Below are 22,968 nucleotides of genomic sequence, written 5' to 3' on the forward strand. Positions count from 1 at the left end.
GTGAAACTGGTCGATGCTTTCATTCCGGTGTTGGCCGTGGTGCGCCAGTTCGCTCTGGCCCCGGACGGCGACGCCGCGGCGACGGCCGAGCGGCTGCAGCCGCTGCTGGTGCTGGCGCAGCAGGAAGCGCTCGCCATCGGAACGCCCGAGGACGACCTGCGCAGTGCACTGTTCGCGGTCGCGGCCTGGGTCGACGAAACGCTGTCCACCTGCGACTGGCCGCACGCCGGAAGCTGGCAGCGCCATTTGCTGCAGCGGCAGTTCTTCAACGTGTCGAATGCGGGCGTGGCCTTTTTCGAAAGGCTCGCCAGGCTTGGCGACGCGCAGACCGACGTGCAGGAGGTCTATGTGCTGTGCCTCTCGATGGGCTTCACGGGCCGCTTCGGCCATGGCGACCCTGGCGACGCAGGGCGCGCACTGGCCGACATACGGCTTCGCGCGATGCGTCGCGTGCTCGCCCAGGCGAATGCGCGGGGCCTGGACGCGGCGGAGGTGGCCGCGCTGGTGTTCCCGGGCGTCGAACTGAAGTCGCCGGAGGGCAGGGGAACGACGCGTCGCCGGCGGTTCGCGCTCTCGCGCCTGAGCGTGCTGGTGCTCACGGTGCCGGTGCTGGTGCTCTGCGGCTTGTACCTGGTCTTTTTTCTGGTGCTGCGCAATGAGGTGCAGGCCATCTTGCCCCTGATCTGATGAAGTTCCTCCGCAAACTGATCGTCTGGGCCTGCGTGCTGGCGTTGCTCGCGCTGCTCGGCTGGGGCGTGTCGCTCTACCTCGGGTGGCCATGGTGGAGCGCGGTGGCCTTCGTCTGCGGCGCCGTGGGCCTCTACCTGCTCTACCGCTTCTTGCGCCGCCTTCTGGTGGCGGCACGCTCGCGCAGCGCCATCGCGCGGACCGACATGGACCAGCGCCTGCGCACCGAGGCGATGGCGCCGCAGGCGGTGCTCAAGCGGCGCTGGAAGATGGCCGTCGACACGCTGCGGCGCTCGGGCCTGCGGCGCCACGGCAACCCGCTCGACGTGCTGCCCTGGTACATGCTGGTGGGCCGTTCGGGCGCCGGCAAGACCACGGCGCTCACGCGCTCGCGGCTGAGCCTGCCCCTGCAACAGGTCGACCGCAACGCGCCGATCCTGCAGACTGCCAACTGCGACTGGTGGTTCTTCGACGATGCCGTGCTGATCGACTGCGCCGGCCGCTACGTGGAAGCCGAAGGCTCGCGCGAGGACCGCGAGGAATGGAGCGTGGTGCTCGACCAGCTCGCGCGCTACCGTCCGCACGAGGGCATCAACGGCCTGGTGCTCACGATCGACGTGCGGCGTTTGCAGCACCCCGATCGCGATGGCCTGGCCGAGGAGGGCCGGGTGCTGCGTGAGCGCATCGAGCAGCTGATCCGGCTCTTCGACCGGCGCTTCCCCATCTACCTGCTCGTGACGCAGTGCGACCACCTGTACGGTTGGGAGGATTGGTCGGCGCGGCTCGAACCCGGCGCGCTCGACCATGCCATGGGCTATCTGGCGACGAACAGCGAGCAGCACTTCGTCGACCGCGCATTCGCCCGCATCGGGGAGCGGTTGGGCCTGCTGCGCCTGCAGCTGGCGGCGCGCGCGCCCGGCGCCACGCCGGCGCTGCTGATGTTCCCCAGCGAACTCGCGCAAGTGAAGGCCGGCTTGCGCCTGTTTCTGGACGCCTGCTTCAGCGACCATCCCTACCTGGAAAGTCCCTTCCTGCGCGGCCTGTTCTTCAGCAGCGGCGCGCAGCAAGGCGGCGCCGTCTCGACCCTGCTGCCAGAGCTGCTGGCGCCGGTGCCCGCGCATCGCACGACCCATACGGGCCTGTTCCTGCACGACTTCTTTGGCCGCGTCCTGCCGCGCGACCGCAACGCCGGCCTTCCAGCCGCGCTGGTCAACCACTGGCGGCGGGCCACGCGCCACCTCGGGCTGCTCGCGTGGGTGACCCTGTGCCTTGCGGCCGTCTTGCTGATGGCGGCGGCCTTCCAGCACAACCGCACGACAGTTGGGTTGGTGCGCGAGACCTACCCGCTGGATGCGCGCTTCGTCGGCAAGCTCGACGAGGATGCGCGAACGCTCGAGCGCATCAGCGACGCACTGGCCGTGGTCGACAGGCGCAACGACCGCTGGGTCGGCCAATGGATGGTGGCGACCAGCGAGGTGGGCGAGCTCGAGCAGCAGCTCCAGCGCAGTTTTGTTTCCAACTTTCGCCGCTACATCGAGAGGGGGAACTACGAGGCCTTTCAGGATGTGGGCCCGAACAGCGGGATATCGACCCAGCAGTTGCGCGCGGGCCGCGCGTACAACCTGGTGCGCCGCATCCATCACATCCAGCGGCGCCTCGCGGGTGATTCGCGCAGCGATCTCGACGGGTTGCCGGGTCTGCTGCCGGTCGATCCGGCCCGCCGCGTCGACGCGCAGATGGTCCACCGGCTGGAGCGACTTGGGCTCTCCTACATTGCCTGGCATCCGGATGAGGACGGGTTCCTCGATGCCCGGCTCGCGTCTTCGCAGATGCAACTGGAGCAGGAGGCCTATGCCGGGGCTTTGCCACTGGCCTGGCTGCTGGACCTGCCGGCGGATGCCTTGCTGGGCGACGACGTGACGTTGGCCCTGTTTTGGCGGCCCGTGGCGGGCGCCGCGGACGGCATGAGCGCCAAGGCTGCCGCAGCCGAGCTGGCCGCCCCGCGCGTGCCGGTGGCCTTCACGCTTGAGGGCCAGCGCGCCATCGACCGGTTCCTCGACGATATGGCAAGCGCGGTCCGGGATCGACCCCGGTTCGCGCGTGAAAGGTTGCGCTTCGAGCACTGGTACCGGCTGCAGCGTGCCAACGCCTGGCACCATTTCGCGATCGGCTTTCCAGCCGGCGAACAGCTCCTCGCAAGCGAAGCCGCTTGGCGAACCGTGCTGGCGCGCGTGGCCCACCGGCAGGATCCCTACACGATGCTGATCGAGCGGCTGCGGCAGGAATTCGCGTCGCTCCGCGACGAGGAATTGCCGCCCTGGCTCCTGCTGTCACGCACGCTGGGGCGGCTCCAGGTCGAGACCCGGACCGGCGCGATGCTGGCGGACAGTGCCACCGTGTCGCTGATGAGTTCGCTCGACGCGGTCGGCGGCCGGGCGCTGAAGGCGAGCACGTCCAGCCTGTCGCTCGGGCGCGAGACAGTGCGGCGGGACCTCTCCCTGCGCAAGCAGTTGAAGATGTACGACGCCAGCCTGGATGCGGTCATGCGTGAGGCGCTCGACGGCGAAGGCAAGTCCATGGCGCTGGCGGGTGAGTTCCATGCTTTCGGCAGAGACCCGGCCGTTTCCTCCTCCCGCCTGCATGCCGTGACCGATGCCATGCGCGAGCTCCGCAAGGACTCGGGCTTCGACGGCGGCGAAAGCGCGGTCGTTTGGAAGCTCGCCAGCGGTCCCTCGCACCTGCTGTTGCGCTATGTAGACCAGCAGGCCTCGTGCGTCCTGCAGAAGGATTGGGAGACCAGTGTCATGTGGCCGCTGCAGAGCGCCACCTCGATGACCCAGATCATGGACCAGCTGTTCGGCACCCGGGGCACCGTATGGGCATTCGTCGACGGGCCTGCAAAGCCGTTCCTGCGGCGCGACGCGACGCGCTTCAGCATGGTCGAGACGCTGGGCTACAGCTTGCCCGTGACGCCGGACTTCCTGCCGCTGCTCAACGGCGCCGTGAACAAGCGCGTCGAGCAGCTTGTCGGCCAGCAACAGCTCGAACTTGCACAACGCAAACGCCAGGCCGACATCGAAAAGCAGCAGCTCGAAGCCAGCCAGGCGGTGCAGGCGATCGATTCACGCCTGGCCGAAACCCGCCGCCAGACCGAGACCCTGCGCGCCGTGCCACTGCCGTTGACCCTCACCGCGCAGCCCACCGGCGTAAATCCGGGGGCCACGGTCAAGCCCTACCTGACGACGCTCACGCTGCGTTGCGCCGCGCGTGCCAACGTGATCAACAACTACAACTTCCCGGTGACCGAGCAGCTCGAATGGAGCGCTGCGACGTGCGGGGAGGCCACGCTGGAGATCCGGCTCGGCGAGCTCACGCTGAGCCGGCGTTTTGCGGGTGCCACCGGAGTGGCCGACTTCGTGGGGGAGTTCCGCGACGGCACACGCGACTATGGCGTGCTCGACTTCCCCCAGAGTCGCGCACGGCTCGAGGCCATGAAGGTCAGCAGAATCACCGTGCGGTACGACATGCAGGGGCAGGACGCACTCCTGAAGACGCAGGCCCAGCTCACGAAGCTCGCCCGCGATCTGGTGGAGATGGCGGCCGAGAAGCAGCGCCTCGCCGCGCAGCAGCTCGGACAGGCGCAGGCACTGGTGGACATTCGCACGCCGGGCGCCTCTGGCGAGCCGCTCATGCAGGTTTCGGTCCCGCCGCGCGTGGGCGCGTGCTGGAGCCTGGACAGCCGCCGCAAGTCGCCCCAGACCCTGCAGGCGATGTTCGACGCGCTGATCGCCCCCGGCGGCGCGCCGTGACGCGAAGATCCGTGATGGAACCCTTCGGAACTCCGAGCGCGCCTGCCATGCCTGCTGTTTGGCCATCCAGCGCGATGACAGGAGCCTCGCGCGCTGGCCTCCGGGCAGACCCGACGGCCTCGGACAAGTCGATGGCGGCAGCCTCTTCCGCGTTCGGCGGCGGACGGCGCTTTGTCTCGGCCGCCGGCCGAAGCGCTGCCACGCATCGCAGCGAAGTCACGACGGACATTTTCAGATCGATGCACCTGGAGCTCGCATCGGACGATGCGGTGCGCGGCCATGGCGTGCTTTGCGAAGACTCCAACGGAACTGTCGCGCATTGCGAAGTGCCTGCATCGGAGATGCGCTCGACCCTGGGATGCATCGGCGCGCCTCGAGAGGCCGACATCTGCCTGTGGCTCATCGAGCGCGGCACGCTCACGGTCGAGCAGAGCAACGGCATACAAACCCGCTTCGGGCCCGGCAGCGCATTGCTGTGTGACGTGGCGCAGCCGTTGCGTGGGCGCTGGGACCACGCGCGCGTCAGCATCGTGCGCCCCGCCAGGCCGCGGCTGGTGCAGCTGATCGGCCAGGCGCCGGCGGCAAGGGCGCGCTCGATCGAGGCCATCGGCCATCTTGCGCTCGCGCCTTTCCTGGCATCTCAGCTGGGTACCTTTGGCCACCATGGCGTCGCGCTGGGATCTGATGAGCGGCAGGCGGTCCTGGCAGGCATCTTCCAGACTGCTGAGACGTTGCTCGGTTCGGTGTATCTGGCCGGGTCCGCGCCCGCCGTGGATCGACTGCAGATGGTCCACCGGTTCCTCCAGAGCAACCTGCATCGGCATGACCTGAGCGTCGTCGACATCGCACGGGACACCGGGCTGTCGCGTGCACAGCTCTACCGCCTGTTCTCTTCGCAGGACATGAGCGTGCACGCGACCCTGCGCGAAAAGCGCCTGCTCAAGAGCCTGGGTTATCTGCAGCAGCCCAAAGGCGGCCAGCTGAGCATCGGCGCCATCGCCTACGCTTGCGGCTTTTCCGACCAGGCGGTCTTCAGCAAGCTCTTTCGCCAGCGCTTCGGCATGTCCGCGCGCGAGGCGCGTCGGCGCATGCCAATAGAACATGCGGTGGATGCACGTTTCGCTACCGTGACGATTGATTCCGGACCATCCGGAGATCCGTCAGCTTGAAACCTGAACACGGACGGTTTCCAGTTCGAAGTGCAACACACTCGATCCCGAAGGAGAGAGCTTCCATGAACAGAAGCTACGAACAGTTGAGTGACGGAGAGCGCGGGATGATCATGGGGAAGAAGCTGCAAGGCCACCGTGCCAGATCGATCGCCCGGACCTTGCAGCGCGCTCCCAGCGCCATCACACGAGAGTCGGGACGCAGCGGTTTCGAAGCCGATGCAGAGCTCGACACGATCGGGCGCCCGCGCATCGCGGGTGGCTACGACGTGGTGAGGGCCGGCGCTCGCTCGCGCCGCGTACGACGCCGGGCACGGCGCCTGTGCAAGCTCCACTTCGAGGGCGCGCTGTGGCGCAAGGTTCGAGCATTGATGGCGCAATGCTGGTCGCCCGAGCAGATCGCCGGCACACAAGGAGTTGGTGGCGCTGCTGCGCCAAGGTAGCGACTCGTCTTGGCCTTGCCTTGGAAGCGATCGCCTTTGCGCCAGTACCTGCCGGCAACCCATTGACGCAAGACATGCCGCCGCCCTCTGCGTAGCGCTCGCCAGTCGGGGCGCGCTTGTGCTTCACTTGCCTCACGAAAGTGTCTGTCAGCGGCATCGCCATTCCCTTGCTGTCGGTACGTGGTTCAAGCCAAGTGCAGGTACCTCCAGAAGTACCGACGGACGCGAAGATTTCGCTGCCATGCATCGCCACATGGCGAGAGGCAAAGAAAGGCCCCCCTGTGAGAAGTGCAAGTTGTGAAGCGGCGAGAAGCCGTATGAAATGAGGGACTGGCCCGCCCGGAGGTTCAGGATGCTCGACCGGTCAGTTCCTCGGCAAGGACGGCATCGGCCGCGCTTCTCGCCGGCTCCATGCGCACAAGATCCTGAGGCCGGATCGTTGTGCCTACGTCAAGCGGCAGCAGCAAGGGCAATGTCGCTGCGAGGCGCATCACGGGCCTGTGCGACGGGCAGTACGGCGGCACATCCGCCTTCGGGCCACCTCTTGATCGACGCATAGCTCGCGCGTGCCGTTGTCCAGGGCTCGGGCTTCGCCACCGTCCTCACCCGGTCCTCTCGCTGCTCGGCTGCGGCTTCCGGGCGGTCCCTGGACATCGCCCCTTTCACTCGCTCTTCATGCGTCGAGGCGGCTCCGAAAGCAGATCTTCAACCACCGCGGCACACCCCGCAGAAAGGCCCAGTCATGCGCGCAGTACGCAATCCCGTTCGCCAATCTCGGTCAGATGCCTTGGCAGCCACGGGCGTTCCCCCCGTACCCCCCGAGGGCTCACCAAAAGCAGCGCTCGGGAGCAATCGGGCATCGAAGTATGGATCCATCGGTCGCAAGGACCCGCGCCAGATCCTCACGGACCGGATCATTGCCATGCTCGAGAAGGGCGGCCATGTTTTTCGCGAACGTTGGCTGCGGGCAGCCGGCCGCGGAATGCCCCGCAACGGCAAGACAGGCAAGGCCTATCGCGGCGCGAATGTGCTGGTTCTCTGGGACGAGGCGATCGAGCAAGGCTACAGCTCCAACGTCTGGCTGACCTACAAGCAGGCGGCCTCGCTGGGAGCCCAGGTCAGGCGCGGAGAACGTGCTGTGATGTGCGTGCATTTCGAGCGCGCGCTCTCAGATCGCGGCCAGCGCGTGGACGAGGATCGCGATCCGCCGGCCGATGAGCGGGTGCAGCATGCGCCGTTCGAGGGCCGGCTCCTGTGTCGGCCGTTCTGGCTGTTCAACGTGGCTCAAATAGCTGGGCTCCCGAGCGAGGTGGCTGCACTCGGTCCACCGCCCGAGACATTCGCTGGCGGACCGGTGGAAGCTGCGGTGCGGCTCCTTGGCGGCTGCAATCCCACCATCCGCCATGGTTTTGAGCGCGCGATGTACCTGCCGGACCTCGACGAGATCCGGCTGCCGCTGCCTGAGCGCTTCACGAGTGGCGAAGCGTATTGCGCGACGTCGCTGCATGAATTGGTCCACTGGACTGGTCACCCGAGCCGCCTGAGTCGGTGCTTCGGCCAGCGCTTCGGCGACAGTGCGTATGCGTTTGAGGAATTGGTTGCGGAACTCGGCGCCGCCTTCGTGCTGGGGCACTGCGGCCTGGTCGAAGCGACGATCGAAGGCCATGCGGCCTATCTAGAGAGCTGGCTGCGCGTTCTGCGCGGCGATCGCAGCGCCATCTTCACCGCTGCGCGCCATGCGGGCGACGCGTTCGAATTCATCCTCGCCCGCTCGATGGCCCAGCCAGGAGACCTGGCCGCTCCGTAAGCTTCGCGAACTCCGTTGCCTAGGGCGTATGGCGGCGCAAGTGTGTCGCCGATGCCTGCGTTCCGGCTCCGGCTACTGGATGCGATGTTCGCATCTCGACTGTTCGGCATGCCGAACGTGGCGGCCTTGTGTTGCTATGAGGGCAGGATAGACTGATGTCAGCCATCGTATACGTCCAATAGATTTCCTGATGCGTTGCGCCCCACGCCCCGCTGTCGTCTCAACCCGAGTCCCCCGCGAGACCAAGGCGGCCCTTGCCTTGCTCGCCTCGAGACAAGGGCTTACGGAATCCGCGCTGCTTGCACTTTCCATCGATAGGCTGCTCGGTGCCAGCCTCGCTGGAGACACACACAACGTACTGACGGAGATGCCGGATCCCAGGAGAGCAAGTGACCGGGTCACGCTCAGGTTGCGGCCTGGCGACCGGGCGTTGGCAGAAGCCCGTGCCGCAAGTCGGCACATGAAGACATCTCGCTATCTCTCGATGCTGATCCGAGCGCACGTGCGCACCGCGCAGGTCATGCCTCCTGCGGAAATCGATGCTCTCAAAGCACTTGCTGGGCGCTTAGGCGCGATTGACCGAAATCTGAAAATGTTGCGCCTGTCTCGACACGATCCAGTATCTGCGTCCTGCACACCGGACGGTCTGATGGAACTCGCGCGTGCCGTTCAATCGGTCCGTGAAGCGGTTGCTTCGGTGGTGCGGGCGAATCTCAAGAGCTGGGAAGCCGGTCATGGGTAGGCATCTGGTGGTGCTGCCCCGCACGCCAGGCTTGGAGCTGGACCTCGTGAGCCACGGCCGACGCGGGCCCGTCGCCACTTGCCGGTCAAGCGGCGGAGCGGTCGAGTTGGCGAGGGGAGCCAATCCCGATGGACCCGAAGTGGTGGTGAAAATATCCGGCGGCGCAAGAGACATCGAAGGAGCGTTGGCGCACCTGACCTACATCGGCCGCAACGGGAAGCTCGACATCGAAACGGACGATGGCGAGCTGGTGCATGGACGTTCCGCAATCAGTCGTCTGGTCGACGGATGGCAGCTTGACTTGTGCTCTAGCGGGTACCGGCCGAAGCCGCCGAAAGGCCGAAAGGATACGCGTGCGAAGCTGCTGCACCATATCGTGCTGTCGATGCCGGATGGGACGCCGCCGCGCAAGGTGATTGCCGCTGCGCGCGCTTTTGCCCGTCAGAACTTCTCGTCGAAGTACCGATATGCGATGGTGCTTCACACGGACCAGGCCCATCCTCATGTCCACCTGAGCGTCAAATCCGAGCCGGAGTACGAACCAGGCGAACGACTGTGTGTTCGCAGGGATACGCTGCGACGATGGCGGCAGCAGTTCGCGGCATTGATGCGGGCGCAAGGCGTGGCGGCAACTGCCACGCCTTGGCAGGCCCGCAATCAGCGCGAGGTTGTCCACGACGGCGTGGAGGACCATGCTCCGCGCTCGCTGCGCCTGCTATGCATTGATGCGGGCGCAGCAGACGGCAACACGCAACGCTGTGCGACTAGCGATACCCGACGGACCGAGCCCGGTGCACCAAGGGACCGCACACACGATTCCACCTACCCTCCCCAAAACCGCAGCCGGTGACACGGGTGTTTTTCGCATGCGCGCGGACGATCAGGGGCTACGTTCGAGCGGCGCAGCAGGAAGCGCCAGGCGGAATGTCGACCCACTGGCGCCTGTCTCGTGCAGTACCACATCGCCCCCATGGCGCATCGCGATCTCGCGCGACAGGTGCAGCCCCAGGCCGGTGCCCGCCACCGCGCCCACGGTTTCGGCTCGGAAGTATTTCTCGAAGATCCGGTCCGCGTCGGCCGGTGCAACACCGGGCCCGCGGTCGATCACGTCGACCTGCACGGTGTCGCCCGTCTGCCGCAGCACGACGCGAACCGGGTGCTCCGGCGGCGAGTACTTCAGCGCGTTCTGCATCAGGTTCTGCAGCGCGATCTCGAGCAGCGCGCGGTCGCCGCGCACCTGGGTCAGGGGGGCGTGGACCTCGAGCAGCAGGCGCGAAGCGCCGGGGAAGTCGAAGCCCTCGCACAGGCCGCGCGCAAGCGCTGCCAGGTCGAGGGCTTCGACGCGAAGCGTCCGGTTCTCGGGCTGAAGGCGGTCGGCCAGCAGGATGTTCTCGATCAGCATCGTCAGGCGCTGCACGGCGCGCCGGATTCGCTCGGTGCGCTGCTTCACCACGGGCTCCGCGCCGAGCTTCGAGATGTCGAGCGACTGCGCCGCGCCGTCGATCACCGTCAACGGCGTGCGGAACTCGTGCGACACCATCGAGACGAACTCGCGCTGCTGCGCGATCGCTTGCCGCTCGACGTCGAGCGACGCGCGCAGCCGGGCTTCGAGGCGGGCGCGGGCCGCGACTTCCTCGTGCAGCGCGGTGTTGGCCTGCTGCAGTTCGGCGGTGCGCCGCGCCACCGTGCCTTCGAGTGCCTGTTCGGCTTCGAGCCGCACCGCGAGCACGCGCTCGCGCTCGGCGCGGTAGTCGCGCTCGGCGCGCCGCGTGCGGTCGGCCACGGCCACGTTCAGCAGAATGAGGTGGACCATGGTCCCGAGCCAGTAGATGCGGTCGGGCGGCGCGCCCGGCACCCAGTCGCCGAACCAGAGCTTCAACAGCCCATAGAGCCCCAGCACCGTTCCCACCGCAAAGGCCGAGGCCGGCAGCAGGTATCCGAACTGGCGTCGCACGAAGATCAGGTAGCAGACGAAAACGGCGCCGAACAGCGTGGACGCGGTGCTGCCCGCGCTGACCCAGGTCGCGATGGCGGCGTGATGGCCGGCCAGGGCCAACATGAACGCGACGAAGTTGAACACGACCACTGCATTGAAAAAATGCGCAGCGGGCGGCCAATGGCGCCGGAACTGGAAGATGCGCGACATGAACGCGGTACCCACCATGTTGAAGAAGCAGTTGACCGCCAGCAGAGTTTGCGCGACGCGCTCCGGGCGATGGTCGAGAAACCACTCCGCTGCGAACCCCTGGCGGTTGACCGACAGTGCTGCGATGCAGAGGACGTAGAGCGCGTAGTGGACGTAGAGCCCGTCGCGCAGCCAGGCCCCGAAGATCAGGTTCATGCAGACGGCGAGCATGACCGCGCCGAGCAGCACGCCCATGATGGCGTAGTCGGCCGTGCGGTCGCGCTCGAAGCCGACGGGCTGCCACAGGTCCAGCTCGGCCCGCAAGGACGGCCCGTTGTTGCGCAGCCGAAGGAAATAAGTGGCCGGCTCCGTCGACAGGTCGACCGGGAACACGAAGTTGTGGTCGGGGATCTCGCGCGCCGCGAAAGGGCGGGCGTCGCCGAGCGGCGTCTCGACGAATCCGCCGCGCCCGTCGGGCGCATACAAGGTGGCTTCGTGGATGCGTGGCGGGCGCACCCGCAGCAGCCATCGTGCAGGCGCATCGGCCGTGCGCGCCAGCGAGAATCGCAGCCACACCGCGTCGCGGCTGAAGCCTTCCTGCACCGGCCCTTCGAGCGGCGCGAATCCGTGCTGCTGCGCGCCGCCGGCCACCTCGGCAATGCGCCACCGGCCCGAGGGGTCGCGCTGGATCTCGAGGCCGCTGGAGAGCTCGAGGCCACGGTCGATGCCATCGGAAGCCGACAGCACCAGCGCGCCGGCTGGCGTCGCAAAGCACCACAGCAGCAGCAGGCAGAGAAGAACGAGCAGGCGGCCCGGGACTGCCCGGATGGTTTCGACGTGGAGGCGCATTGGGGCGCGACTTTATACTTTCCGTGTCATGCCATCCTCAAGCCCGCGTACCGGTCTTCGCGTCCATGTGATCGAAGACGACGAAGACATCCGTGCAGAAACCGTCTTCGCGCTTGGAGAGCTCGGCTTCGACGCGGAAGGCTTCGGCGATGCCTCGTCGTTCTACAAGGCATTCGCGGTTCAGCCCTGCGACATCGCAGTGGTGGACATCGGGCTGCCAGGCGAGAACGGCCTCGCGATCGTGTCGCACCTGCGTGCGGTGCGGCAGCGGCTCGGGCTTGTGCTGGTCACCGCGCGGGGCAGGCTCGAAGACCGGCTGCTGGGCTTGCGCGAAGGTGCCGATGCCTACCTGGTGAAGCCGGTGAACATGATGGAACTGGCCGAGACGCTGCACGCTGTCGGACGGCGCCTCATGGCCGCGCCGCTGGAGAACGCAGCGCCTGTGCCGCCCGAGCCCGCCGCCTGGCGGCTGCTCGAAGGCGACTGGATTCTCGGCGATCCCGAAGGCCGGCAGATGGCGCTGACGACGAGCGAACGCGCCTTTCTCGGCTGCCTTTTCGGGCAGCGTGGCACGGCAGTGAGCCGTGACGACCTGATCCGCGCGCTCGGTGGCGACGTGTTCGATTTCGACGAACACCGCATCGACGCGATCGCCAGCCGGCTGCGGCGCAAGGCCGCGAAGCTCGGCATGCGGCTGCCGTTGCATTCGGTGCGCGGCACCGGCTACGTGCTCGCGAACTGACGCTCCCCGGGCAGCGGCACGGACGGGCCTGGCGCGTGGTCAGGAACCGTCAGAAAAGGTCAGGCAGGGCGCAGGAAAAAAAACACCGGGACTTGCACCATGCGGCACGCAACGCGCCGCATCTTCATGTCCTACTGGCTTCAATCTCCCGCCGAGCGTGCGCACATCATGGTCATCGACGACAACGTCGAGGAACTCCAGGTGCTGCTTGCATCGCTGCGCCACGCCGGCCACCGAATCAGCCTGGCCTTCGACGCGCTCGAGAGCTACCGCCGCGCCGGCGCGCTGCAGCCCGACCTGATCCTGCTCGACGTGCACCTGGGCGCCGCCAGCGGCTTCGAGGTGTGCCGGCTGCTGAAGGCGGACCACGCCACGGCGCACATTCCGGTGATCTTTCTCACCGCCGGGGCCACGCTCGAAGAGCGGCTGACCGGCCTGCGCGAGGGCGGCGTCGACTACATCCTCAAGCCCTTCGAACCCGAAGAGGTGCTGGTTCGCGTCGCGGTCCATCTCACACTCGCACGTCGCAGCGCGCAAGTGCCGCACGGTGTCGTCGGTGCGCCGGGCACGCCGTCGGAATCCGGAGACCAACCAGCTCACGACGTGGACCGCGTGATCGCCGCGGCCGCGCAGCGGCTCATCGAGAGCGATCTTGCGAAAGTGCCTCCAATGCCGACACTCGCCGCACGCGTGGGCACGCACGAGAAGCGGCTGGCGCGGGCGTTCCGCGTCCACACGGGCCGGACCGTGCCCGGATTCGTGCGGGAGGCCCGGCTGTTGCGCGCGCAGCGACTGCTCGTCGAGACGCCGCTCGCCATCGAGGAAGTGGCGCATGCGGTCGGGTTCTCGGGTGCCGCGAATTTCACGACGGCATTCCGGGAGCGCCTCGGTAGCACGCCGGCGGCGTATCGGCGGCTGCATCGCAGTTGCGCCTGCGGCGCCTGACGCGCAGCATCCACCACGCAGCGTTCGCCTCAGCCTATCCGCTCGGCCTGCTTGCGCTGGCGCTCCAGCGCCTTGCGCACCGAAGACTCGATCGCGCGCAGCTGCAGGGCAATGTCCTGCAGTTGCTGCGCCACGCTCACGAAATCCGTGCGCTGCGGCAACTCCGCGGCCGCAAGGGATGCCAGCCTGAGCCGCGTATCCGGCGTCGCAACGCCCATCAGGGCATCGACACTGACCGCCGCGCTTTCGGCAGCGGCACGCACCGCGGCCAAGGCCTCGTCGAGCTGCACGTCGCGGCGGGCCATGGCGTGCGCCAGCGAGCCGTGCCGCGCAGTGGCAGCGGCGACTGGCTCCTGGTCGAGCAGAGGTGCGATCTCCTTCATGGCGCCGATTGTGTCGGAGAACCGTGCTGTGGCCATCTGGAGTGCGCGGGCGATTTACCATGCGTCCATGTGTGTGTCGAAAATAGCGTCGGAACATCGTCCCGGGCGGTGCGCGTCTTGAGGCGGCTCGATGGGGCCATCGCAAAGCTGCTCTGGCGCTTGCTCGCACTGGTGCTGCTGGCCCTCGGCCTGATCGGCGTGTTCCTTCCGGTGCTGCCGACGGTGCCTTTCCTGCTCGCCGCCGCCTGGGCGGCCGGCCATGGCTGGCCGGCGCTGGAACGCTGGCTGCTCGCGCACCCGCGCTACGGCGAACACATCGTGCGCTGGCGGCAGTCGGGGGCGGTGCCGCGCCGCGCGAAATGGGCTGCCACCGGCATGATGAGCCTGAGTGCGGCCGTGCTGCTGGCCACGAGCGCGCCGCTGGCGGTGAAGGTCGGGGCGCCGCTGGTCATGGCGGCGGTGGCGTTCTGGCTGTGGCGACGGCCCGAGGCCTGATCACACCACGTCGGCCGGGCCCTGCAGAACGCGCTGGTACTTGCCCATCGCCTCTGGTTCCACACCGAGCCAGCGCGCCACCTCGTCGATCCGCGCCCCGCGACGCAATTGCCGCAGCGCGAAGGTGTGGCGCAGCAGGAACGAGCCGCCGCCGACCGCTTCGATCCCGGCCTCTTCGAGCACCTGCCTGGCGGCGACGTACTGCGCCTCTTTGCTCCAGGGTTTGCCGGTGCGCGTGGCCGGAAACAGGAAGTCGCCCGCGATCCCGGTTTCGGCACGCACTTGCAGCCAGTGCTGGAGCAGTTCGCCGGCCCAGGGCGCGACCGGCGCCTCGCGCGCCGGCGAGTTGCCGTTGCCGGGCACCGCGAGCTTCCAGGGCCGGTCGCGGCGGCCCGCGATCTGCGAGCTCGGCGCATCGAGCCGCAGCACGCGCACGTCGCCAGGCGCGAGCCCTGCGCCGAGCTGCAGGGCCACGGCCACGCGGTTGCGCAGTGCCTGCCAGCTCAGCGCGCTTTGCGCATGCCGCGTGCCCGTGCTGCCGGGCCGCGGGCGGGCGCTCGAAAGCCAGGTGATGAGCTGCTTCGCCTCGGCGAGCGAGAGGAACTCGGGCAGCGGATCGGCGCGCGCCGAATCGGCGTAGCGCACGGTCGGCTGCTCCGCGAGCCAGTCGGCGGCGGCGGTGTTCGCCCGCTGGCCGGTCGCCTCGGCATGGTGCCGGAGCACGCGGTCGATCAGGCGCAGCAGCCGAAGCGCATAGCGCGGCGAGAGCGACAGGTCGGCGCTCTTCATGCCGAAGCGCGCCTGCTGGAACGCCGCCAGGTCGCCGCGGTCGAGCGAGGCCAGCGTCACCGCCGGCGACTGGCCGAGGCACCAGGCAGTGAAGCTGCCCCACATGTCGCGGTAGACCGCGACCGACGAAGGAAGCCGCAGCGCGCCGTTGGCCTGCTGGGCCGCAAGCCAGCCATCGAAGGCGGCCTGGTGCGAATCGCCGGCGGGCTCGGGGAACAGTGGAAGGGACGACATAAAAAATACGCTAACGGCGACCGATGTTGGATGAGTATGTCTTTCCACTGGTTGACGGATTGCTGCGCGACGTGTCGGTTGAGCGCGTGCTTTATTCAAGCCGATTGCCGTTAGTGTATTTTGAAAGTGGGGTTTCAGGTTGCGGATTCCACCCTGCTTAGAGGAGCGCCCGCCCGCCTGCGTCGATCAGTAGACTGCCGCGCATGACGCCTCTATCCGTTCTCGACCATTACGACCGAGGCCACCTGTGGCCCGCTGACCGCGTGCTTCCGATCGCCGCGGACATCGACGCTGCCTACCAGCAGGCATTGGCGCTGCGGGCGTTGCGCATGGGCCGCGGCGAGCGCCCCGTGGGCTACAAGATCGGTTTCACGAACCGAACCATCTGGGAGCGCTACGCGGTGTATGCGCCGATCTGGGGAACCGTCTGGAACACGTCGCTGTCGTGCGCGAGCGACGGTGCAAGCGAGGTGGGCCTCGCAGGCACCTGCCAGCCCCGGCTGGAGCCAGAGATCGTGTTCGGCATCGGCGCAACGCCACCGCGCGATGCCACGCTGGAAAAGCTCTTCGAGTGCATCGTATGGCTGGCCCCCGGCTTCGAGATCGTGCAGTCGCACTGCCCCGACTGGAAGTTCAGCGCCGCGGACACCGTGGTCGACGGGGGATTGCATGCGCGCCTGCTCATCGGGCGCGAGACGCCGGTCAGGCGTCTCGCCAGTAGCGGGCAGTCACTGGACGATCTGCTGGGCCGCACCCGCGTCCGGCTGTACCAGGGCGACGTGCTGATCGACGAAGGCACCGGCATCAACGTGCTCGATGGTCCGTTGCATGCCCTGCACCATTTCAGCCAGGAACTGCAGCGTTGCCCGGGCGCGCCGGCATTGCAGCCCGGCGACGTGGTGACCACCGGCACATGGACCGATGCCTGGCCGCTGGCGCCGGGACAGCGCTGGCGCGCCGAATTCGACGCGCCCTTCGAGTCGCTCGACATCACGCTGCGGTAGGAGGCTGTCGGGCTTGCCGGCGCTCAGGCGGCAAGCGCAAAGCGCTCGTCTTCAGCCGCGGGAACCGCCGCCACCGCCTTCTTGATCTTGACCTTGTGTCGCTTCTTTGCGACCCATAGGTCGAACTCGCCCTGCATGCGAAGCCAGGTGCCGGCATCGCCTCCAAGCCATTCGGACAGGCGAATCGCCATCTCGGCGCTGATCGCTGCGTGCTCGTTCAGCACACGCGACAGCGTGGGGCGTGCAATCTCCAGTTGCGCCGCCGCTTCCGTCACACTCAGACCCAATGCAGGCAGTACATCCTCACGCAGAATCGAGCCGGGGTGCGGAGGATTGAACATATGAACCATCGCAATTCCTTTCAGTGGTAGTCCTGGTAATCGACCAGGATCGCATCCGTGCCCTCGAACGAGTAGGTCACGCGCCAGTTGCCACTCACCGAGACGGCCCAGTGGCCAGCCAGGTCGCCATGGAGGGCGTGCCAGCCGAACCCGGGCAGGTTCACGGCTTCTGGCGTTGTTGCGGCATTCAGAACCGCCAATAAGCGCCGCAGCTTTGGCGCGTGATGAGGTTGAATGCCCTTCTTCGTGCCGGCCAGGAAGAACGCTTCCAACCCCTTGTGGCGCCATGTTCTTATCATCTTCCAAGTGTAGCGTGTAACGCTACACAAATCAACAAAGAACCGCTGTGTAAAGGCCGCCACGCGCCGGGCCCTTCTCGACATCCGCCTTGCGGCGAAGAGCACGACGTTGGGGATCACCTGGCGGTCCCGTCGGCACAGCGTGCCGCTCGACACGCTGACGAGTGCCCCGTTGTCCGGACGCCCGCTGGCGGTCGATATATGAATGCGTCGTTTCCCGGCCCGCCGACCGCAGCGGCAGCGCTTCAGCCCGCCGGCTGCAGCCGCGGCGCCGCCTGCGGCGTCGTGCGCGGAAAGGTGAGCGCGATCGCCACCGCACCGAGACCAACGGCCATCGAGCCGATGTACATCCACGTGTAGCTGCCGTAGCGGTCGAACAGCCAGCCGCCGAGCACCGGCCCGAGCGCCATGCCCAGGCTCGAGAGCATCGTCGCCGCGCCGAGCACGGTGCCGAGGATGCGCGGGCCGAAGTAGTCGCGCGCCAGCACCGCATAGAGCGGCATCACGCCGCCATAGGCGAGCCCGAAGACGATCGCCACCGCATAGAAGCCGCCGAGCTGGCTGACCATCAGGTAGCTCGCGGCAGCGAAGGCCTGGATCAAGAGCCCTGCGACGAGCACTCGCTTGGCGCCGAGCCTGTCGGCCAGCACGCCGAAGATGAGGCGTCCGCCGAGGCCGGCCGCGCCTTCCATGCTGTAGATCGTCACGGCCGCGAAGGTCGGCAGGCCGCAGCCGATGGCATAGCTCACGGTGTGGAAGATCGGGCCCGAGTGCGCCGCGCAGCAGGCGAAGAAGGTGATGCCGAGCACGAGGAAGGCACGCGAGCGCAGCGCCTGGCCGACCGGCATGGCCGGCGCCGGGGCGACGGCACCCGCGCCGGCCGCGCTGCCGGTGCCCGGCGCCGCGCGAATGAACCAGACCGCGGGCAGCAGCAGCACCCAGGCGCCGATGCCGATGATCAGCTGGGCCATGCGCCAGTCGTAGCGGGTCACGAGCCAGGCGGCCAGCGGCGCGATGGTCATCGGTGCCACGCCCATGCCGGCCGACACGAGCGAGACCGCGAGGCTGCGGTGGCGTTCGAACCACGACGCGGTGGTCGAGATCACCGGCGCGAAGAAGCTGCCGGCCGCAATGCCCATGAGCACGCCGAACATCAGCTGGAACTCGAGCAGCGAACTCGCGCGGCTCGCAAGCACGGTCGCCAGGCCGAGCAGCAGCGTGCCCGCGAGCACCACCACGCGCGGACCGTAGCGGTCGCTCAGCGCGCCCCAGCCGAAGCCGGCCACGCCCATGCTCAGGAAGGCGAAGGTCATGGCGGTCGAAATGCCCCCGCGCGACCAACCGGTGGCCGCGCTCATCGGCTCGAGGAACACCGCGAGCGAGAACACCACGCCGATGGCGACGCATGTCATCAGCGCGCCTGCGGCAACGATGGACCAGTTGGTGTCGATCGCGGCGACGGCGCGCCGGCTTGCGGGATCGTTCATGGGTCTTGTTCCAGAAAAGTTGAAAGTGAACCAATAGGTTTACTTTAAATGGATTCCGTCCCGAATGCATCCGGGACAGGGCGCCGGCGCCGCCGCCGCCGGCGCGGCCTCGTAGCGGTCGTGGTGCCGCAGCCATTCCATCTTGTGCGGCACGTCGCGTTCGCCGCGGCCCCGGGGCACGAGGTCCATCATCTGGTAGGCGCCCATCATCACTTCCACGCCACGCCCGTAGGTCGAATAGGTGTGGAACACCTCGCCCGCGTCGTTGCGGTAGAACACGCTGAGGCCCGGCGCCTCGTCCGACGGGAAGGGCCGCACCGCATAGTTGTAGTAGACCTCGCCCTTGGCCACGTCCACGGGCGCGAAGCTCACGTGGAAGTCGTGGTTGAAGTCGCTGCCGTGCGAAGACACCCAGCTGAACTGCCAGCCCATGCGCTGGCGGAAGTGCTCGATCTCCGCCAGCGGTGCACGCGAGATCGCCACGAAGCGGATGTCGCGTTGCGCAAGGTGCACGTTCATGCCGTCGGTGTGATCGGCCATGAACGAGCAGCTCGGGCAACCTTGCGCCCAGCCCGGGCCGAGCATGAAATGCTGCACCAGCAGCTGGCGGCGGCCGTCGAACAGGTCGGCAAGGCGGCGCGGCCCCTCCGGCGTGTCGAAGACATAGGCCTTGTCGACGCGCCGCCAGGGCAGGGCGCGGCGCTCGCTTGCGACCTGGTCGCGCAGGTGCGTGAGCTCGCGCTCGCGCGCCATGAGCTTCTTGCGCTCGGCGAGCCACTGTTCGGTGGAAACCACAGGATGGTTCGCGATGCCCGCTTCGGAAACGGCTTCAAAGACGGCTTCGGTGTCCATGGTCTGTGCTCCTTCGCCTCAGGCGCGCACGGCCTTGGGCCGGCGCACCGCGCGGACCTTGCCGCTCGCGCCGCCGCCGCAGTAGAAGAGATCGGCGCCGTCCGATTCGAGCCCGCTGACGCCGGTGCCCTGCGGCATCTCGAGCCGCTCGAGCACCGCGCCGCTCTGCGGATCGATGCGACGCAGGTCGCTTTCGTCGCCTTCCCAGGTGCCGTGCCACAGCTCGCCGTCGACCCAGGTCACGCCGGTCACGAAGCGCGTGCATTCGATGGTCCGCTTCACCGCGCCGGTGGCGGGGTCGATCTGGTGGATCTTGCGGTCGCGGTACTGGCCGACCCAGAGGCTGCCTTCGGCCCAGGTGAGCCCCGAATCGCTGCCGGCGCCAGGCGAGGGGATCGAGGCCAGCACCCGGCCCGTGGCGGGATCGATCTTGTCGATGCGCGCTTCGGCGATCTGGTAGAGGTGCGTGCCGTCGAACGCGGTACCGGCGTCGGCGGCGCGGTCGAAGGCGCGCGCCGATTCACCGCTGGCGGGGTCGAAGGCGACGAGTTTCGCGCCGATCGCGGCCCAGACATGCCGCCCGTCGTGCGTCACGCCGCCGACCGAGGTCGCGGGTTCGAAGGGGCCGTACTCGCGCACGATCTCGGCGGGCTGCGTGGTGGGTTCGGCGCGGTGGCTGCTGCCGCTCGTCGCCGTCGTCGTCGTGGTGGTCTTGCTGCACATGGCTGCTCCTGGTGATGAATCGCGCCGGTTCGACGCCCTGGAGCCACTCTATTCAATCGGCAGCGCAGCGGGGAGTAACAAGATCGTCGTGAATCCCGCGAGCGGCGGCGCGAGCCAGCGGCGCGAGCGCGTCTGGCCGATGGAGCGCACACGGCCTTCGGCCTCGAGCTCGGCGAGCGCGCGCTGCACCGTGCGCTGGCTCGCGCCGAGTGCGAGCGCGAGCGCCGAGGTCGACCACGCCGCCCCGTCGGACAGCAGGGCCACCAGCGCACCCTGGTCGCCATCGACGGGTGGCGCGAGCACGGCCACCGCACGCTCGCCATGCGGATGGAGCACGAAGCCGCGCGCGGTGGCCTCGATGGCCGCGAGCGGCGCCACGAGCGCACGCAAGCGCCCGATCTCGACGCGCAGCCGCGCGCGGTGCGTCTCGTCGGGGAGGCGCATGCGAAAGGCATGCGCGATCAGCGCTTCGCGGTCGATGTCGGCAGGCCAGGCCTCGGCCAGCGCCCGCGCGAGCGCGAACAGCACCGGCCGGCGCGCCAGCGACCGCCATCGCCCGCCGGCACCGACGCCGCGGCGGCAGGCATCGACCACCAGCGCGTCCGATGCCAGCAGCGCCGCGACCTCGTCGAGGCGCAACGCCTGCTCGCCGCCCGCAGCGAGACGCCGCGCGGCCGGCCGCTCGAGCACGGCCTGCGCCTCGGCCACTTCGGCGCGCAACGCAGGCACGCCCGCACGGTCGGCCGCCTCGCGGGCCCGCGCAAGCGCCGCCCGCGCTGCCTCCACGCGCAGCGAGCGTAGCGCGAGCTCGGCCTGTGCGAGCGCTGCCACCGCCGCGAGCGACGGCGAAAGCCCCTTCGCATCCACGAGCCGCGCGAGCGCCTCCGCGGCTTGGTCGAGCCGGCCCAGCAGCAGCAGCCGACGCGCCGCGATGAGCCGCGCCTGCAGCGCATTGGCCGCATCGCCGTGCGCTTCGAGCGTGGCCGCCGCCTGCGCGAGCCCGCGCGGTGAATCGCCGATGTCGCGCGCGGCCAGCGCCACCTCGGCTTCGGCCACCACGCAGCGGGCACGTGCGAGTTCTTCATGGACGCCGAAGCCGCGCGCCGCCAGCCGCAGCAATTCGCGCGCACGCGACAGCTCGCCGAGCTGCGCCATCGCGATGCCGCGCAACGCAAGCGCCGGCGGATCGTCGCGCAGCGCCACGCGCTTGAGCGCGCCGAGCGCATCGCCCGCGGCCAGCGCGCGCGCGGAAGCGGCGATCAGCGAATCCATGCCGTCCGGTCCGTCGTCGGGTGTTCGATGTCCATGCGCCTTCCGTCGTGGGGCCGCGCATTGCGCCGCCGTGCCCGGAATGTAATGGCACGCCGATACGCGACGCATCGGTGCACGTCGACCGCTATGGCGCTTCCGCCCGCGCCACCCCGAGCTTGCGCAGCGCGCGATGAAAGTTGCTGCGGTCCATGCCGGCCTCGCGCGCCGCATCGGCCACATGGCCGCGGTGCCGTGCCAGCACCTCGGCGAGCCAGGCGCGCTGAAAGGCTTCGGTGGCTTCGCGCAGCGTGCCGCCGGCAGATACCGCGGCGGTGGATGGAGCGATGGCCGCTGAAGGCTCGGCCGCAGCCGGCGCAGCCGGCGCAGCCGGCGCAGCCGGCGCTGCCGCCGCGCCGGCCGTCACCGCGGCCGCATCGAGCGCAAGGTGGTGCGGCTCGATCGCCGTCCAGCGCGCGCCGCGGCGCGGCTCGGTGAAGGCCCTGAGCGACGCGCGGCTGATCACATGCTCGAGCTCGCGCACATTGCCGGGCCAGCGGTGCGCGAGCAGGGCGGCCTTCGAGGCCGGCGACAGCCGCAGGTTGCGCGCACCCAGGCGGTGCTGGTTCTCCTCGAGGAAGCCGCCGGCCAGCGCCACCACGTCGCGCCCGCGCGCTCGCAGCGGCGGCACCACCAGCGGGTACACCGAGAGCCGGTGGTAGAGGTCGGCGCGAAAGCGGCCCTGCGCAATGGCCGCGGGCAAGTCGCGGTTGGTGGCCGCGATCACGCGCACCTCGACCTTGAGCGTCCGGTCGCTGCCGGGCCGCTGCACCTCGCCGCTTTGCAGCACGCGCAGCAGCTTGGCCTGCACGCCGAGCGGCAGCTCGCCGACCTCGTCGAGAAACAGGGTGCCGCCGTCGGCGAGCTCGAACTTTCCGCTGCGGTCCTGCACCGCGCCGGTGAAGGCGCCGCGCTTGTGGCCGAACAGCTCGCTGTCGGCCAGCGACTCGGGCAGCGCCGCGCAGTTCACCTGCACCAGTGGCGCATCGTGGCGCCGCGAGCGGGCATGCAGGCGCTGCGCGACCAGGTCCTTGCCGACGCCGGTCTCGCCGAGCAGCAGCACGGTCAGGTCCGATGCGGCGACGGTGTCGATCTCGCTGCAGAGCTGCTTCATCGCGGGGCTGTTGCCGAGCAGTTCGCGCGGCGCGCCGCGGCCCGCGCGCAATGCCTGCACCACGGCCTGCTCGCGCATGGCACGCGCCGCCATGTCCTCGATGGTCTGCGCGGCTTCGATGCCGGTCTCGACCAGCGCGACCAACGCGTCGAGCTGCGCCGGGCTCACCGCCTCGAAGGTGCCCGGGTCGAGTGCGTCGAGCGTGAGCAGGCCCCACACCTCGCCGCGCAACCTGAGCGGCGCGCCCATGCAGTCGTGCACCGGCAGCAGCGTCGGCTGCCCGGCGACGAGGCCGTCGTACGGATCGGGCAGGCCGCAGTCGTGCGCAAAGCGCAGGCCGCGCCCGCTCTCGAGCAGGCGCGCAAAGCGCGGATGCGCCGCCACCGGGAACTGGCGCCCGAGCGTCTCGTCGCTGAGTCCGTCGACCGCGAGCGGACGCAGCACCTCGCCTTCGAGCCGCAGCAGCGCCGCCGCATCGCAGCGCACGAGCCCGCGCGCGGCGGCCAGCAGCGCACGGAAGCGCTGGCCTTCCGTAGCGGGGTTTGTGGTCGATTCGACACTTTCCGTGGTCATTTGCACAACATCCTGTTTGTTGCGAATTTGACCACGCCTGGAGAATCC

The 22,968-nt window shown here is 68.6% G+C and carries 21 protein-coding genes; 11 read left to right on the forward strand and 10 right to left on the reverse strand.

What is annotated here, in order from left to right; genetic code table 11:
* The 7 genes from AC3A6R_RS16935 (at window position 1) to AC3A6R_RS16965 (ending at window position 9,507) form a co-directional block, all read left to right on the forward strand.
* A complete protein-coding gene (locus tag AC3A6R_RS16935; RefSeq protein WP_487864999.1) occupies window positions 1-687 on the forward strand; it encodes a DotU family type IV/VI secretion system protein in 687 nt (228 codons plus the stop codon).
* Window positions 687-4,496: a type VI secretion protein IcmF/TssM N-terminal domain-containing protein gene (locus AC3A6R_RS16940; RefSeq protein ID WP_487865000.1), complete on the forward strand. Its 3,810-nt coding sequence runs from the start codon at window positions 687-689 to the stop codon at window positions 4,494-4,496. Before AC3A6R_RS16935 ends, AC3A6R_RS16940 begins: the two co-directional genes overlap by 1 nt.
* A gap of 131 nt (window positions 4,497-4,627) precedes the next feature.
* Window positions 4,628-5,665, forward strand: a complete 1,038-nt coding sequence (locus AC3A6R_RS16945) for a helix-turn-helix transcriptional regulator (RefSeq protein ID WP_487861966.1) — start codon at window positions 4,628-4,630, stop codon at window positions 5,663-5,665.
* A gap of 65 nt (window positions 5,666-5,730) precedes the next feature.
* Complete coding sequence (locus AC3A6R_RS16950) at window positions 5,731-6,108, forward strand: hypothetical protein (protein WP_487865001.1); 378 nt, start codon at window positions 5,731-5,733, stop codon at window positions 6,106-6,108.
* Between the two features lie 922 nt (window positions 6,109-7,030).
* A complete protein-coding gene (locus AC3A6R_RS16955; RefSeq protein WP_487861968.1) occupies window positions 7,031-7,915 on the forward strand; it encodes an ArdC family protein in 885 nt (294 codons plus the stop codon).
* A gap of 460 nt (window positions 7,916-8,375) precedes the next feature.
* Window positions 8,376-8,657 carry a hypothetical protein gene (locus AC3A6R_RS16960; protein WP_487861969.1) on the forward strand — a complete coding sequence of 94 codons (282 nt, stop codon included), beginning with the start codon at window positions 8,376-8,378 and terminating at the stop codon, window positions 8,655-8,657.
* Complete coding sequence (locus tag AC3A6R_RS16965; RefSeq protein WP_487865002.1) at window positions 8,650-9,507, forward strand: relaxase/mobilization nuclease domain-containing protein; 858 nt, start codon at window positions 8,650-8,652, stop codon at window positions 9,505-9,507. The genes AC3A6R_RS16960 and AC3A6R_RS16965 overlap by 8 nt, the downstream gene beginning before the upstream one ends.
* A gap of 30 nt (window positions 9,508-9,537) precedes the next feature.
* Here the strand turns inward: AC3A6R_RS16965 and AC3A6R_RS16970 are convergent, their stop codons facing one another.
* A complete protein-coding gene (locus AC3A6R_RS16970) occupies window positions 9,538-11,631 on the reverse strand; it encodes a sensor histidine kinase (protein ID WP_487861971.1) in 2,094 nt (697 codons plus the stop codon).
* Between the two features lie 28 nt (window positions 11,632-11,659).
* On the opposite strand from AC3A6R_RS16970, the gene AC3A6R_RS16975 reads away from it, so the two are divergent.
* The gene (locus tag AC3A6R_RS16975; protein WP_487865003.1) at window positions 11,660-12,373 is read left to right on the forward strand and encodes a response regulator transcription factor; all 714 of its coding nucleotides are present in this window, start codon (window positions 11,660-11,662) and stop codon (window positions 12,371-12,373) included.
* A 126-nt stretch (window positions 12,374-12,499) separates the two neighbouring features.
* Entirely contained in the window at window positions 12,500-13,318 is an 819-nt protein-coding gene (locus tag AC3A6R_RS16980; protein ID WP_487865004.1) for a helix-turn-helix domain-containing protein, read from the forward strand.
* 29 nt (window positions 13,319-13,347) lie between these two features.
* Here the strand turns inward: AC3A6R_RS16980 and AC3A6R_RS16985 are convergent, their stop codons facing one another.
* A complete protein-coding gene (locus AC3A6R_RS16985; protein ID WP_487865005.1) occupies window positions 13,348-13,701 on the reverse strand; it encodes a hypothetical protein in 354 nt (117 codons plus the stop codon).
* Between the two features lie 108 nt (window positions 13,702-13,809).
* On the opposite strand from AC3A6R_RS16985, the gene AC3A6R_RS16990 reads away from it, so the two are divergent.
* On the forward strand, window positions 13,810-14,196 hold the full coding sequence (locus tag AC3A6R_RS16990) for a YbaN family protein (protein WP_487865006.1): 387 nt from the start codon (window positions 13,810-13,812) through the stop codon (window positions 14,194-14,196).
* Here the strand turns inward: AC3A6R_RS16990 and AC3A6R_RS16995 are convergent, their stop codons facing one another.
* Entirely contained in the window at window positions 14,197-15,219 is a 1,023-nt protein-coding gene (locus AC3A6R_RS16995) for a tyrosine-type recombinase/integrase (RefSeq protein ID WP_487865007.1), read from the reverse strand. It abuts the gene before it with no gap.
* Window positions 15,220-15,422: 203 nt separating this feature from the next.
* Here AC3A6R_RS16995 and AC3A6R_RS17000 point away from each other — a divergent pair, with 203 nt between their 5' ends.
* Window positions 15,423-16,223 (forward strand): 2-keto-4-pentenoate hydratase, encoded by an 801-nt coding sequence (locus AC3A6R_RS17000; protein ID WP_487865008.1) that lies wholly within the window; start codon window positions 15,423-15,425, stop codon window positions 16,221-16,223.
* A 23-nt stretch (window positions 16,224-16,246) separates the two neighbouring features.
* On the opposite strand, the gene AC3A6R_RS17005 is transcribed toward AC3A6R_RS17000, so the two are convergent.
* From AC3A6R_RS17005 to norR, 7 genes are all read right to left on the reverse strand, one after another.
* Window positions 16,247-16,573: a HigA family addiction module antitoxin gene (locus AC3A6R_RS17005; protein WP_487865009.1), complete on the reverse strand. Its 327-nt coding sequence runs from the start codon at window positions 16,571-16,573 to the stop codon at window positions 16,247-16,249.
* A gap of 11 nt (window positions 16,574-16,584) precedes the next feature.
* Window positions 16,585-16,983, reverse strand: coding sequence for a type II toxin-antitoxin system RelE/ParE family toxin (locus tag AC3A6R_RS17010; RefSeq protein WP_487865010.1), 399 nt, complete (start codon window positions 16,981-16,983; stop codon window positions 16,585-16,587).
* A gap of 125 nt (window positions 16,984-17,108) precedes the next feature.
* On the reverse strand, window positions 17,109-18,350 hold the full coding sequence (locus tag AC3A6R_RS17015; RefSeq protein WP_487861979.1) for an MFS transporter: 1,242 nt from the start codon (window positions 18,348-18,350) through the stop codon (window positions 17,109-17,111).
* Window positions 18,351-18,389: 39 nt separating this feature from the next.
* Window positions 18,390-19,202: a DUF899 domain-containing protein gene (locus AC3A6R_RS17020; protein ID WP_487865011.1), complete on the reverse strand. Its 813-nt coding sequence runs from the start codon at window positions 19,200-19,202 to the stop codon at window positions 18,390-18,392.
* Window positions 19,203-19,220: 18 nt separating this feature from the next.
* Entirely contained in the window at window positions 19,221-19,925 is a 705-nt protein-coding gene (locus tag AC3A6R_RS17025; protein WP_487865012.1) for a Vgb family protein, read from the reverse strand.
* A 48-nt stretch (window positions 19,926-19,973) separates the two neighbouring features.
* Window positions 19,974-21,197 (reverse strand): helix-turn-helix domain-containing protein, encoded by a 1,224-nt coding sequence (locus tag AC3A6R_RS17030; RefSeq protein ID WP_487865013.1) that lies wholly within the window; start codon window positions 21,195-21,197, stop codon window positions 19,974-19,976.
* Window positions 21,198-21,321: 124 nt separating this feature from the next.
* Window positions 21,322-22,920, reverse strand: a complete 1,599-nt coding sequence (gene norR, locus AC3A6R_RS17035; protein WP_487865014.1) for a nitric oxide reductase transcriptional regulator NorR — start codon at window positions 22,918-22,920, stop codon at window positions 21,322-21,324.
* Window positions 22,921-22,968: the final 48 nt, after the last annotated feature.

This window comes from Variovorax sp. Soil_C_19 (assembly GCF_057657255.1).

What these genes read in the sequence shown, in the direction of transcription:
- AC3A6R_RS16950 (WP_487865001.1), top strand. Translation starts at nt 5,731, where the DNA reads ATGAACAGAAGCTACGAACAGTTGAGTGACGGAGAGCGCGGGATGATC.
- AC3A6R_RS17025 (WP_487865012.1), bottom strand. Translation starts at nt 19,925, where the DNA reads ATGTGCAGCAAGACCACCACGACGACGACGGCGACGAGCGGCAGCAGC.
- norR (WP_487865014.1), bottom strand. Translation starts at nt 22,920, where the DNA reads ATGACCACGGAAAGTGTCGAATCGACCACAAACCCCGCTACGGAAGGC.
- AC3A6R_RS16965 (WP_487865002.1), top strand. Translation starts at nt 8,650, where the DNA reads ATGGGTAGGCATCTGGTGGTGCTGCCCCGCACGCCAGGCTTGGAGCTG.
- AC3A6R_RS16940 (WP_487865000.1), top strand. Translation starts at nt 687, where the DNA reads ATGAAGTTCCTCCGCAAACTGATCGTCTGGGCCTGCGTGCTGGCGTTG.
- AC3A6R_RS16945 (WP_487861966.1), top strand. Translation starts at nt 4,628, where the DNA reads ATGGCGGCAGCCTCTTCCGCGTTCGGCGGCGGACGGCGCTTTGTCTCG.
- AC3A6R_RS16985 (WP_487865005.1), bottom strand. Translation starts at nt 13,701, where the DNA reads ATGAAGGAGATCGCACCTCTGCTCGACCAGGAGCCAGTCGCCGCTGCC.
- AC3A6R_RS17030 (WP_487865013.1), bottom strand. Translation starts at nt 21,197, where the DNA reads ATGGATTCGCTGATCGCCGCTTCCGCGCGCGCGCTGGCCGCGGGCGAT.
- AC3A6R_RS16995 (WP_487865007.1), bottom strand. Translation starts at nt 15,219, where the DNA reads ATGTCGTCCCTTCCACTGTTCCCCGAGCCCGCCGGCGATTCGCACCAG.
- AC3A6R_RS17005 (WP_487865009.1), bottom strand. Translation starts at nt 16,573, where the DNA reads ATGGTTCATATGTTCAATCCTCCGCACCCCGGCTCGATTCTGCGTGAG.
- AC3A6R_RS16955 (WP_487861968.1), top strand. Translation starts at nt 7,031, where the DNA reads ATGCTCGAGAAGGGCGGCCATGTTTTTCGCGAACGTTGGCTGCGGGCA.
- AC3A6R_RS16975 (WP_487865003.1), top strand. Translation starts at nt 11,660, where the DNA reads ATGCCATCCTCAAGCCCGCGTACCGGTCTTCGCGTCCATGTGATCGAA.
- AC3A6R_RS16980 (WP_487865004.1), top strand. Translation starts at nt 12,500, where the DNA reads ATGTCCTACTGGCTTCAATCTCCCGCCGAGCGTGCGCACATCATGGTC.
- AC3A6R_RS17000 (WP_487865008.1), top strand. Translation starts at nt 15,423, where the DNA reads ATGACGCCTCTATCCGTTCTCGACCATTACGACCGAGGCCACCTGTGG.
- AC3A6R_RS17020 (WP_487865011.1), bottom strand. Translation starts at nt 19,202, where the DNA reads ATGGACACCGAAGCCGTCTTTGAAGCCGTTTCCGAAGCGGGCATCGCG.
- AC3A6R_RS16970 (WP_487861971.1), bottom strand. Translation starts at nt 11,631, where the DNA reads ATGCGCCTCCACGTCGAAACCATCCGGGCAGTCCCGGGCCGCCTGCTC.
- AC3A6R_RS17015 (WP_487861979.1), bottom strand. Translation starts at nt 18,350, where the DNA reads ATGAACGATCCCGCAAGCCGGCGCGCCGTCGCCGCGATCGACACCAAC.
- AC3A6R_RS16960 (WP_487861969.1), top strand. Translation starts at nt 8,376, where the DNA reads ATGAAGACATCTCGCTATCTCTCGATGCTGATCCGAGCGCACGTGCGC.